Genomic DNA, 12209 nt, shown 5'->3' with positions numbered 1-12209 from the left:
ATTGTTCAGATATAACTCCGGTCCACTTTGATCACTGCAAAGTAATTTTCCCGGTGCCTTCTGATCTCCTTTCTGATATAAGTCGTAATATCCCCCACTTCCTGGTCACATTCATAGGGCACCACCAGGTCAAAGATCAAGTTGTTGTGCGTTTTTCCCTCTACCATTCTGAAATCATGGATAGACAGTTCGGTTCCGCATTCTTTTACGATCTTTTCCACCATCATTCTTGCCTCGTTTGTCTCCTCATCATCCGTGACAACCGGATCCATATGAATGGTGGCGTCACAATTAAACTTATGCATCAGATGATATTCAATGTTGTCAATCACGTCATGTGCCTCCAAAATATCAACATTGTACGGCACCTCGGCGTGAAGAGAGATCATCCGCCGGCCCGGGCCGTAGTCATGTACGATGATATCATGCACCCCTACGATCAGCTCATTATTTAAAACCTCATTTTGTATGTTCTCCACCAGTTCCACATCGGGAGCGGTTCCAAGCAGAGGCGAGAGAGTATCCTTTGCCGCTCCGAATCCGGCCCACATAACAAATCCGGCCACTAAAATACCTACATATCCGTCCACGTTGATCCCGGCAAACCTGAAAATCAGCATCCCGCCCAGAACTGCCGTTGTAGCGATACAGTCGCTTAAGCTGTCTGTGGCTGTGGCCTTCATGGCCTCTGAGTCGATCAGATTTCCGACCTTTTTATTGAAAGCTGACATCCAGAATTTCACCAGAATGGATACAATAAGAATCCCTATGGACACCGGACGGAACATAATGTCTTCCGGGCTGAAGATTTTATTAACAGAAGATTTTAATAATTCAAATCCCATTAACAGTATAGCCAAAGAAACCAGGAGTCCTGAAATATATTCGATTCTTCCATGTCCGAACGGGTGATTCTTGTCCGCCGGACGCCCTGCCATGTGGAAACCAACCAGTGTGATGATGGAAGATGCCGCGTCAGAAAGGTTATTGAAGGCATCTGCGGTGATGGAAATGGCCCCTGTGAGAATCCCCGCAGTCAGTTTCCCTGCAAAGAGAAATATATTGCAGAATATACCCACTGCTCCTCCCATTGTGCCATAGGCCTGACGGACTTTATGGTTTTTTAAATCATCCTTATTCTTAATAAATGCCGATATCAATAATTCTGTCATAATTTTTCATCCCCTTGTGTCAAATATTTTCCATTGTATCACAAATCACTTATATTTTCATTTCCCTCAAGCAAAATATTGATGAATTCTTTCATAGGCCCTGTCCGGTATTTATCCTTATGGACAACGATATGATTCTCATTCTTGAGTTCTATGCCCCTGATTTCTATTTTCTTTAATTTTCCTTTTGAGACTTCCTCTGCCGCAAGGCGTTCCGGCAGCACGGTGATTCCGAGCCCTTCCTCTGCCGCACGAATCAATACCTGAGAGTTTACACTGGTCCAAAAAGGATCGGCCCTCAGATCATGTAAAAGAAGTACGCTATCCAGCACGTCCCTGGTCGCACTTCCCTTTTCACGAAGCAGAAGCGGCTGTTCCAGAAGTCTTTCAAGTTCAATGTCCTTAACGTTTGCCCATGGATGGTCCGGAGAACAAAAAGCAAACAGACGAAACGAAGAAAAGACCGTGCTGTCCAGCGTACTGTCTGAGACAGCGCCCTCGATCAGCGCCAGATCGATCTCATTATTGTGGAGCATGGAAAGGACATCCGAAGCCTTGCATACCTGAACACTGACCGGCGTTCCGGGATATGTATCCTGAAATCGTTTCATAGCCCCGGGCAGCCAGAAGCTTGATATGGTTATGCTGGCCCCTACACGGAGTACAGCCTGGTTCTCCAAGTCATACACTCCTTTTTCCAGATCCTCATAAAGCTCCAGGATGCGGACTGTCTTTTTTAATAATAATTTGCCCGTCTGGTTTAAAAATACTTTCTTTGATATACGGTCAAACAGCACAGTGCCAAGTTCTTCTTCCAGTTCATGGATCACATGTGATACTGCCGGCTGGGTCATATAGAGCTTCTTCGCAGCCCCGGTGACACTTCCTTCCTCGCATACTGTTTTAAAAATATATAAACGCCTTATCGTCATGGCTTTCCCTCCTATCATTACTATTTTAACATGTTATATATAAAATAATATAATTTTCTTTATGTTTCGAAAAAACGTATACTGTTAAAAAAAGGGGAAATCCGTTATGAATAAAGATATACTAAAACAATATGCCTGGCTGTTCCGTGTCAATTTGATTGTCAGTGCTTTTACTTTTGGCGGCGGCTATGTGGTCGTTCCCATGTTAAAAAAACATTTTGTGACAAACCGTCATGTTTTATCCGAGAAGGAGCTTTTTGATATCGCAGCAATTGCCCAGTCTTCTCCTGGAGCCATCGCGATTAATCTTTCGGCTCTCACAGGATACAGGATAGCCAGATTAAAAGGAGCAGTCATAAGCTGTATCGCGGCCATCCTGCCGCCGCTGATCCTGCTTTCCATAATTTCCGCAGGATATCAGGCTTTCAGGAGCAGTCACATCGTATCCGCCGTTCTCCTTGGCATGCAGGCAGGAGCGGCGGCACTGATCGTTGACTATATCACAGATATGTGCCGCATAATTCTGAAAAAGAAGTCTCTTTTTCTTACCCTCATGGTTCCTGCTGCTTTTTTATCCAACCTCGTCTTCCACATCAATGCCATGCTGATTTTAATCTTATGTTCTGTGCTTTGCCTGTTTAAAGTATGGCTCCATAAAAAAAGGAGGTGTCAGACATGCTCTTAAATCTGGTCCGTTTGTTCAGTACATTCTTTAAAATCGGCCTGTTCAGCATCGGCGGAGGCTATGCGATCCTCCCGATGATCAAAGAACAGGTCGTACTGGCAAAGCATTGGCTTACCAGTCAGGATTTTACCGATATCATTACGATCTCACAGATGACGCCCGGTCCTATTGCAGTCAACACTTCCTCCTTCGTGGGTATCCGCGTAGCCGGAATCCCCGGCGCAGTGGTGGCAACCGTAGGATGTGTGATCTCAGGATTTACCATCTCCATCCTTCTATACCGGTTTTTCCAGAAGAAAAGTGATTCATCCTATATGTCCGCTGTACTGGACGGTCTGAAGGCATCTTCCTCAGGGCTTGTACTTTCCGCTGCTTTTTCCATCTTGCTGCTTACCCTGTTTGGTACGGATGAGCATGTCGTCCTTTCATCTTTTCAGCTTCCTGCGGCCATTTTATTCGGGACCGCTGTACTTCTACTGAGAAAGTTTAAAAAGCCTCCTGTATTTGTAATTGTGTTTACGGGAATTGTTGGGTTGCTTATCTATTGATCAATTTATACAAAAAAGCTCCTGTAAAGACAGGATTTTGTATTCCTTCTGTCTTTGCAGGAGTTATAATATCATTGTTGAATCTCTCTATGAATGTCTTAAATACAAGTAAATCTTACGGATCAGTAAACTACATGCTATTATAATTAAAATTGATTCTAATGTATAAGTACTAGTGTCTATGTATTTTGCAAAATACAGCAAGCTACTTCTGATCAATACAATATAGCATCCACACAATGCACAGATTATGATAAAAATATTTGAAATAATGGTTAGCTTCGTTTTATCCCTGATAACCCACAAAATATAAATAAGCACTCCAATTGCCCATATTCCATTGGTCACAAAATCTTTTACGAGATAATATATAGCATCTCCATCCAGATATCCGGTATAATAATGTTGGCTCAAAAACAATATCTTAAGGAAAGGAATAGCCAAAGTTAGCAGCACCGGAAGAAACAAACCACATAATATAGCTGAAATTTTATTTAGTTTTTTGTTCAAAATTTGTTCTCCTCTTATGGATTACTTTAGATTGTCTAAAATATCGCTCCCACTAATTTTTAATTCAATCTGAGCTTTTGAATTCATTCCACCAACTCTGCCTACTGCGTTCATAATCATGCCTGTTCCTGATAAACTGGATTGAGGTACATAAGGCTTATATCCCCATTTAGTATTATAACTAAAAGAATTTTTACTAGGTCTTTTTTTCATATGTTGTCCATCTCCGCCATGAAGAACTACTTCACGATTTGTTACATATACTCCCTGCAGTTTGGGTTTCCATGATCCTGAACAGCTAGACACCTTTACTTTATCTGGATATTGGGTTGTATAGTTAAATTTTCCTGTAACTTTAACCTCTTTTTTGGTTGCAGTTTTACTAATACTATCACTTGCTAAAGTAGTAGCCTCTGTGTTAGGTATCTCAATTACCACCTCATAACTCTTTTCTATCTCCCCTTGTTTTGATTTCTGTTGTAAAGTTGTTGAACAAATTCTTTTTGGAATAACTACAGTTTTCTCTCCTGATTCTAGATTTGTTATTACTGCCAATGTTTTGTCATTTTCGTTTGTCGTACTAGCATTGGGCGATGCATAAACATGCCCTTGAATTGTAAAAATCATTACCAAACTTAAAAATAAACAGTTGATTTTCCTCATATCTTCCTCCTTATCAAATTTTTGTTATTCACTATCTATATAGTTATATTATACTATGTAGAATTATTTGTCAATAACTATTTTTATAATTTGTTTTTAAACAATAAAAAACTTGCTCGAAATACTTCTTTCATAACGTATTTCGAACAAGTTTTAACTTTTATTTTAATATCAAATGAGCTTTCTACTCAGCCGCCACAATCTTCCCAGCCACAGCAGATGCCGCAGCCGTCTTCGGTGACCCGAGATAAATCTCAACCTTCGATGTTCCCATTCTTCCAAGAAAGTTTCTGTTATTGGTGGCTAGAATCTTCTCCCCGTCGGTGAGGATTCCCCCGGCTCTTCCACAGCAAAGCCCGCATCCCGGCTGGGTGATAATGGCTCCTGCCTCAGCAAGAATTTTCAGATAGCCGGCTTTAGATGCCTCCATATAAATTTTCCTACTGGCAGGGGTCACGATCAGCTTCACAAAATCAGCAACCTTTTTCCCATCGAGGATTTCTGCCGCTGCTTTCAAATCTTCCAATCTTCCGTTGGTACAGGAACCGATGAATACCTGGTCAAGTTCTGTACCTCCAACCTCAGATACTGGTTTGATCTTATCCACCTGAGACGGACATGCGACCACTGGAACCAGCTCCTCTGCCTTATAGACAACCGTCCTGCAATACTCGGCATCCTCATCTCCGTAAATCCAATCCACATCGGAAAACTCTACTTCAGAATACTCTGCTGTCTTCTCATCCGGCGCAAACAAAGCCGCCTTTGCCCCAGCCTCGATGGCCATATTGGAAATTGTCATCCTGGAAGCCACACTCATCTCTTCCACTGTGCTCCCGGAAAACTCCAGAGCCTTGTAAGTAGCCCCGTCGGCCCCGAGGTCTCCGATCAGTCTGAGGATAATATCTTTCGAAGATACATTGTCCGGAAGTTTGCCGTCGATGACAACCTTGATCGTTTCCGGTACTCTGACCCACATCTCTCCGGTCCCTAAGATCGAAGCCATCTCCGTGTACCCGATGCCTGACGAAAAGCAGCCAACGCATCCGTAAGTGGTCGTATGAGAGTCAGTTCCGAATACAATGTCTCCTGGTTTGGCATACCCGCACTCTGTCATGAGCTGATGGCAGATCCCATCGCTTCTGTGAATGTTTTTCAGTCCGTATTTCTTTACAAACGCATCACCAATCTTAAAATGCCGGATATCTTCCACCGCACTGGCCGGAACCAGATGATCATAAATCAAAACCACCCTGTCCGAATCCCACAGCTTTGTAAATCCCATCTCCTCAAACTTTTCTGCAACAAACGGGATAAAAATATCATGGATCATCACGCGGTCCACATTGACTGTCACGATCTGTCCCGGGGAGACTGTCGGGGCCCCTGTGTTTCTTTTGATTATCTTTTCGATGATCGTATTTCCCATGCTATTTCACCCCATTTCTTTTCTTCATTGCTTCCACCAGTCCTCCGGCTTCTATAATGTCCATCAGATTCTGAGGCAGCGGCTGGATCGGATACTCCCTGCCGTCATGCACAGCAGACTCGCCCAGCGTTACATCAAGAGTATCTCCTTCTTTCACTTTCTCCTGGATCTGGTCATTTTCGATGAGCAGAAGTCCATTGTTGATAGAGTTCCGGAAGAAAATGCGGGCAAAAGATTTGGCAATGACACATTTTATTTTCAGGGCCTTGATGATCTCCGGCGCCTGCTCTCTGGAGGAACCGCAGCCAAAGTTTTTTCCGGCCACAATGATATCGCCTTCTTTTATCTGAGATGCCAGCTCCGGACGCAGCGGAGAAAATCCGTACTGCTTCATGTCTTCTACGGTCGGAAGCGCCAGATACTCTGTAGGAATGATGATATCCGTATCGATATCATCGCCCAGCACCCATACTTTTCCTGTAAACTTTTCCATATGTAAACTCCTTTATCTCTTCACGATTTTCCCTGCAATGGCAGACGCTGTGACGGTCGCCGCAGATCCCAGATAGACATAAGAATCCGGATGTCCTGCACGTCCTTTGAAATTTCTTGTACCGGTGGAGATCAAAACTTCCCCTTCACCGATCACGCCCTGACAGCTTCCCCAGCACACACTGCAGTTGCTGTTCATGACCATGGCCCCGGCTTCCATAAAGATGTCGATCAGTCCCTCGTCCAATGCCTGCATATAAACTTCATTGGAAGCAGGTGCGATCAGGAATCTGACGTCCTCATGAACCTTCTTTCCTTTCAGTATCTCAGCCGCGAGACGCAGCTCATCGATCCGTCCGTTGTTGCAGGAACCTAAAAATGCCTCGTCAATTTTAACGTCTCCGGCTTCTTCAACCGGCACGACATCATCGATCAAATGCGGCCTTGCAACGACTGGGTCTATCTCATCCAGGTTGATATGGTAAACTTTTTCAAAACGGGCATCCTCATCGCTCACAAACAGGTTCTCTGCCTTACGGCCTCTGGATTCCACATATTCCACAACCTTTTCATCAGGCTCCACGATTCCGGTTTTAGCTCCTGCCTCCACCGCAAGGTTACACAATACCAGACGCTCATTAATACTTAAGTTGTGTGCCCCTTCTCCTGCAAATTCCATGATCTTATAGTTACATCCATTGGCTCCTACCATGCCGATGATTGAAAGGATCAGATCTCTGGCATATACGCCTTCTCTTAATTTTCCAGTCAGCTCAAAGCGGATCGTCTCAGGTACCATGACCCAGGAGGTCCCTGTGACCATGCCGTATAAAAAGTCCGTGCATCCGATCCCTGTTCCGAAGGCGCCAAGCGCACCGTATGTACAAGTATGGGAATCGGCTCCCATGATCAGCTCTCCCGGACATACATAATCCTCCACCATGATCTGGTGGCAGACTCCCTTTCCTTCATAAAAGGCGATGTCATGTTCCCTGGCGAAGTTCCTCATTTTCCTGTGGGCCTCCGCAGTTTTTGGATTCTCCGCCGGAATATTGTGGTCAATAATGAAGACCAGTTTGTCTTTATCTGCAATCTTTGGATGTTTTAAATCATTGTGATACATATCGATCGTCAAATGTGTCGTCCCGTCATTGCTCATCAGGCGGTCAAGCTCCACTGTATGGATTTCTCCCGCTTTCACTTCCGGCACCTTTGCCGCCCTCGCGATAATCTTTTCTCCGATTGTCATTCCCATAATCTACACCTCGCCTTCATTCAGAAAATTAATTAATCCGCCGTGATCCAAAATATTCTGCATATAAGGCGGCAGTTTTGTGCAGGGCAACGTCTCATCTTTCGTCTTGATCACGCCTTCAGACAGATCCAGTTCGATCTCGTCAAGCTGCTCTACTTTGTCATAGAGTTCCCCGCTTACAACGACCGGAAGTCCGATATTGATGGCGTTGCGGTAAAATATCCTGGCAAAGGATTTGGCAACGATGGCTTTTACCCCCAGGGCCTTTAACACACTCGGCGCCTGCTCTCTGGAGGAGCCGCATCCAAAATTCTCCCCGGCAACAACGATGTCGCCTTCCTGCACCTTCTTTGAAAAATCCGGATCGATAGATTCAAAGGCATATACTTTCATTTCCTCAATATTCGGCAGCAGCAAATACTGGGATGCTATAATCTGGTCCGTATCCACATCATTGTGGAACTTAAATACTCGACTCATAATCAACCTCCTTGTATAAATTCTCATTTTAATAAGAATACTATAAAACAGGCAAAAAATCCATGACGTTTTCAGAAAGGAAGGTGCAAAATGAAAAAAACAGACCCCGCAGGGTCCGCTGTACTTCTTTTCGTTTTAACAGAATGTATTCTTTATGTTTCCTTCTTAGTGCCGGATCTCACATCTTCCTCAGGCCTTTTAAGCACCATTCTGAAATACTGCTCCATCCTGCTGTGCTTCTTCTTCGGTTTAATGTATGGCAAAACTAAGGACCGCATACTGGTAATATCCGCCCTCGGACTGACCGCCGCTGCCGATGTATTTCTCCTGGTCCTTGACACAAATTATCCGGCTGGTGTCCTGTGTTTCTGCGGAGTCCAGATGCTGTATTACTGCCGTCTCCTCCGGGCCGGAGGCTTTGCCTTTCTTCCGTTTCTGCCCGTTCGTTTTCTTCTCACAGGATGTATGTTTGTGTTTTTAGGAATTCTCCATACATGGAATCTTCTCACGGCGGCCGGAGTCTTCTACTTCACCCAGTTACTCTTCAATGCGGCAGAAAGCCTTGCCGTACGCCGTATAAATCTTCAACACAGATTGTTTAGTGCAGGACTCATTTTATTTCTCTGCTGTGATATCTGCGTAGGACTTTTCAATCTTTCCCCCGCAGCTCCCTTTTCTGTACCGGAACCGGTTTTATCCTTTGCACAAAACGGAATGTGGTTCTTTTACCTGCCATCCCAGGTTCTGATTACACTTTCTATACTCCAGGACTATCCTTCCTGTACTTCGGAATCTTCTTAAACACCTTGGTATCTCTCCATGTAATCGGACTTATGAGGACCAGCATCGGGAACAGCTCAAGCCTTCCTGCCAGCATATCAAACATCAGGACCACTTTGGAAAAATCAGAAAACATACCAAAATTGCTGGTTGGTCCCACCAGCTCAAGCCCCGGTCCGATATTGTTCAGAGTCGCCACGACCGCAGTAAAATCTGTGATCAGGTCAAATCCATCCAAAGCGATCAGCAGTGTAGAAAATGCCAGAATCATCATATAGGTGATCAGAAAAATATTGATGGAACGTATTACCTCATGCTCGACTACATGCTGATTAAATTTTATTTTCCGGATACTTCTGGGGTGTATGTAAAAATACATCTCTTTTTTTACCGTCTTCAGCATCAGAATCACTCTGGACACTTTAATCCCTCCCCCGGTGCTTCCGGCACAGGCTCCGATAAACATCAGCATTACCAGAATCACCTTGGAAAATTCCGGCCAGACATTAAAATCTACGGAGGAATAACCGGTAGTCGTAATAATGGAGCCTACCTGAAAGAAGGCATGGCGGAATGAAGATTCCAGGGTTGGAAACAGGTCCCTGATATTGTAGGTAATACATATGACAGCAGCCGCAATGACAAACAGATAGTATTTCAGTTCTTCAAACTTCCATGCGTCTTTAAACTTTCGGATCAGAATAAAATAATATACATTGAAATTTACACCGAACAAAATCATAAAGACTGTCACCGTATATTGAATATAGGGAGAATAGTCGGCCAATCCGGTGTTAAGAATAGAAAAGCCTCCGGTACCGGCACTTCCGAAAGAAAGCAGCATGGAATCAAACAGAGGAAGTCCTCCAAACATGAGCAAAACGATCTCTATCAGCGTCATAAAACAGTAGATTCCATAGAGGATCTTGGCGGTCTGCCTTACCTTCGGCACCAGCTTTCCTACGGACGGGCCCGGACTCTCCGCTTTCATCAGGTGCAGATTTTGTCCTCCTCCCATCGGAAGGATTGCCAGGATAAATACAAGAACACCCATACCCCCGATCCAGTGGCTGAAGCTTCTCCAAAACAGACTACACTTTGCCAGCACTTCGACATCGGACAAAATACTGGCTCCCGTGGTGGTAAATCCTGAAATCATCTCAAACATTGCATTTGTAAAGGATGGGATGTCTCCGTTAAATACAAAAGGAAGACACCCGAAAAAACTCAGCAGAATCCAGCTCAATGCAACGGCCGCAAATCCCTCTTTGGCATAGTACTGCATATTTTTGGGTTTCTTATGGCTCAGTAAAAATCCGACAAAGAAACAGAGGAGCATGACTGCAAAGAAAGGGATGCCTCTGGCTTCCCTGTAAATCATGGCTACAATGCACGGCAGTGACAGAAAGGCACCCTCAAACAGGATGACCAATCCTAATATGTATCGGATAACAGCGTAATTCATTTTCTTTTTTCTCCAATCATCTCTATTCTTTTTTCAGTATATCACTGATGTCGTGCAGGCCTGTCTTCGTGGTCACAACAATCACGGTGTCTCCCACCTGGATCATATCCTGTCCTGTTGGAATCTTCACCGTTCCATTCCGGTTAATACTGCAGATCAGGATCTGGTCCCTCAGCGGCAGTATCTGGAGCGGAATACCGATGACCGGTGCATGTTCTTCAATATGAAACTCCAGGGCCTCTGCCTTTCCGTCCACAATCTTATACAGATTCTCTATATTGCTCCCGATAGAATTCTGTTTTGCCCTGACATACTGAACGATATACTGAGCCGTGATATATTCCGGATATATAAGACTTCCCAGGTCAAGACCGTCGATAATATGATTATAGCTGACACGTTTCACCTTTGTGATCAGCTTTGCGGGTGTCTGCCCTTTTACAAAGAGAGATAAAAACACGTTCTCCTCGTCAAAATTTGTCAGTGCCACAAAGGCATCTGTCTCCAGGAGCCCCTCTTCCAGCAGGACTTCCTGGTCACTTCCGTTTCCGTGGATAATGACCGCTTTGGGAAGCAGTACGCTCAGTTCCTCACACCGGTCAAAGTCCTTGTCTATGATCTTTACCGATATCCCTATTCTGAGCAGCTTCTTAGAAAGATAATACGCTGTTTTGCTGCCTCCTACGATCATGACGTTCCTGACAGGGTTCATCTGGACACCGATTTTCTGAAAAAACTTGCTGGCACTCCTCGGGGAAGCCACAATCGAAATCCTGTCGTTTTCCTGTAAAACAAAATCCCCGGAAGGAATGAAAACATCCTTCTGCCGTTCCACTGCACAGACGAGAACCTCACCGCGCATTCTCTCGCCTATTTCTTTCATCTTCATTCCATTTAGAATGGAACTCTTTCTCAGAACAAATTTTAACAGTTCTACTTTTCCTTTTGCGAAGGAGTTGATCTCCATGGCCGTGGGAATCCTTAAAATTCTGGACATCTCGGAAGCGGCTGCGAGCTCCGGATTAATGATCATGGAAATCCCCATCTCTTCTTTGATAAAATTGATCTCATCAAAATAAACCGGATTGCTGACTCTTGCGATGGTGGCACATTTTCCGGCTTTTTTAGCGATCAGGCAGCACAGCAGGTTTAATTCATCCGAATTCGTCACCGCAATCAAAAGATCGGCCTCTTCCACTCCGACTTCCGTTAAAACATTATAGCTTGCCCCGTTTCCCACAATTCCAAATACATCATACATATCTACCATTGACTGGACGACGTATGCCTTTGGATCTACAATGGATATATCATGATTCTCGCTGCTTAACTGTTCTACCAAAGAACGGCCGACTTTTCCGCAGCCTACGATAATGATGTTCATATTCCCCTCATCTTTCCCATACTTCTTTCTTTTTCGCTAAGATAACAGTATCGTAACAAGAATTCACCAGGGAAGCAATAAAGAAATGCCATGAAAACCAAATATTTGTTAGTTTCTATTTCTTATTGCTTTTCAGTGTCACTGCATAAGTATAGACATTCAAAGGATAAGTACCATTTCGAATGGTCTCTTTAGAGGGCTTGACCCCATTGACAGAAAGCATTTCGATGTGTGGATTCACAACCAACATCAAGTCTTCCTCCTCCATAAACCAAAACAAAAGCTCCGGCAATCAAGTAATCAAAAAATCGGAAAAAGCTGTATGGTGCAGCTGCTATGCGAATCATAGAACCCAGACACCATACAACCCATCCCGCAAATCCCCAGACTTCTGTCATGATCAGATTAAATCCA

General features: G+C 44.1%; 13 protein-coding genes. 3 read left to right on the top strand and 10 right to left on the bottom strand.

Annotated elements, in window-relative coordinates; genetic code table 11:
* Window positions 1–5: 5 nt before the first annotated feature.
* A complete protein-coding gene (locus P8F77_RS06020; protein ID WP_024728110.1) occupies window positions 6–1172 on the bottom strand; it encodes a cation diffusion facilitator family transporter in 1167 nt (388 codons plus the stop codon).
* A 38-nt stretch (window positions 1173–1210) separates the two neighbouring features.
* The gene (locus tag P8F77_RS06015) at window positions 1211–2104 is read right to left on the bottom strand and encodes a LysR family transcriptional regulator (protein WP_024728111.1); all 894 of its coding nucleotides are present in this window, start codon (window positions 2102–2104) and stop codon (window positions 1211–1213) included.
* A 106-nt stretch (window positions 2105–2210) separates the two neighbouring features.
* Here P8F77_RS06015 and P8F77_RS06010 point away from each other — a divergent pair, with 106 nt between their 5' ends.
* Window positions 2211–2789, top strand: coding sequence for a chromate transporter (locus P8F77_RS06010; RefSeq protein ID WP_024728112.1), 579 nt, complete (start codon window positions 2211–2213; stop codon window positions 2787–2789).
* Complete coding sequence (locus tag P8F77_RS06005; RefSeq protein ID WP_024728113.1) at window positions 2780–3337, top strand: chromate transporter; 558 nt, start codon at window positions 2780–2782, stop codon at window positions 3335–3337. The genes P8F77_RS06010 and P8F77_RS06005 overlap by 10 nt, the downstream gene beginning before the upstream one ends.
* Before the next feature lie 531 nt (window positions 3338–3868).
* Here the strand turns inward: P8F77_RS06005 and P8F77_RS06000 are convergent.
* The 5 genes from P8F77_RS06000 to P8F77_RS05980 form a co-directional block, all read right to left on the bottom strand.
* The gene (locus P8F77_RS06000) at window positions 3869–4510 is read right to left on the bottom strand and encodes a hypothetical protein (RefSeq protein WP_024728115.1); all 642 of its coding nucleotides are present in this window, start codon (window positions 4508–4510) and stop codon (window positions 3869–3871) included.
* A gap of 184 nt (window positions 4511–4694) precedes the next feature.
* The gene (locus P8F77_RS05995) at window positions 4695–5939 is read right to left on the bottom strand and encodes a 3-isopropylmalate dehydratase large subunit (protein ID WP_270431470.1); all 1245 of its coding nucleotides are present in this window, start codon (window positions 5937–5939) and stop codon (window positions 4695–4697) included.
* Between the two features lies 1 nt (window position 5940).
* Window positions 5941–6432, bottom strand: coding sequence for a 3-isopropylmalate dehydratase (locus P8F77_RS05990; protein WP_287518842.1), 492 nt, complete (start codon window positions 6430–6432; stop codon window positions 5941–5943).
* A gap of 12 nt (window positions 6433–6444) precedes the next feature.
* The gene (locus tag P8F77_RS05985; RefSeq protein WP_287518843.1) at window positions 6445–7686 is read right to left on the bottom strand and encodes a 3-isopropylmalate dehydratase large subunit; all 1242 of its coding nucleotides are present in this window, start codon (window positions 7684–7686) and stop codon (window positions 6445–6447) included.
* 3 nt (window positions 7687–7689) lie between these two features.
* Window positions 7690–8166, bottom strand: coding sequence for a 3-isopropylmalate dehydratase small subunit (locus P8F77_RS05980; RefSeq protein WP_024728119.1), 477 nt, complete (start codon window positions 8164–8166; stop codon window positions 7690–7692).
* A 90-nt stretch (window positions 8167–8256) separates the two neighbouring features.
* On the opposite strand from P8F77_RS05980, the gene P8F77_RS05975 reads away from it, so the two are divergent.
* Window positions 8257–8967 carry a lysoplasmalogenase family protein gene (locus tag P8F77_RS05975; RefSeq protein ID WP_287518847.1) on the top strand — a complete coding sequence of 237 codons (711 nt, stop codon included), beginning with the start codon at window positions 8257–8259 and terminating at the stop codon, window positions 8965–8967.
* Here the strand turns inward: P8F77_RS05975 and P8F77_RS05970 are convergent.
* The 3 genes from P8F77_RS05970 to P8F77_RS05960 all read right to left on the bottom strand — a co-directional run bounded on the left by P8F77_RS05970 (window position 8924) and on the right by P8F77_RS05960 (window position 12045).
* Window positions 8924–10411 (bottom strand): TrkH family potassium uptake protein, encoded by a 1488-nt coding sequence (locus P8F77_RS05970; protein WP_287518849.1) that lies wholly within the window; start codon window positions 10409–10411, stop codon window positions 8924–8926. The genes P8F77_RS05975 and P8F77_RS05970 overlap by 44 nt on opposite strands.
* Before the next feature lie 22 nt (window positions 10412–10433).
* Entirely contained in the window at window positions 10434–11795 is a 1362-nt protein-coding gene (gene trkA / locus P8F77_RS05965) for a Trk system potassium transporter TrkA (protein WP_034549644.1), read from the bottom strand.
* A gap of 115 nt (window positions 11796–11910) precedes the next feature.
* A complete protein-coding gene (locus P8F77_RS05960) occupies window positions 11911–12045 on the bottom strand; it encodes a hypothetical protein (protein ID WP_268876101.1) in 135 nt (44 codons plus the stop codon).
* Window positions 12046–12209: the final 164 nt, after the last annotated feature.

Origin of the sequence: Anaerostipes sp. PC18, from assembly GCF_039789045.1 — a bacterium.
GTDB classification, from domain to species: Bacteria; Bacillota; Clostridia; order Lachnospirales; family Lachnospiraceae; genus Anaerostipes; species Anaerostipes hominis.
The sequence above is the reverse complement of the archived record's forward strand: the minus strand, read 5'-3'. Positions and strand labels throughout refer to the sequence as shown.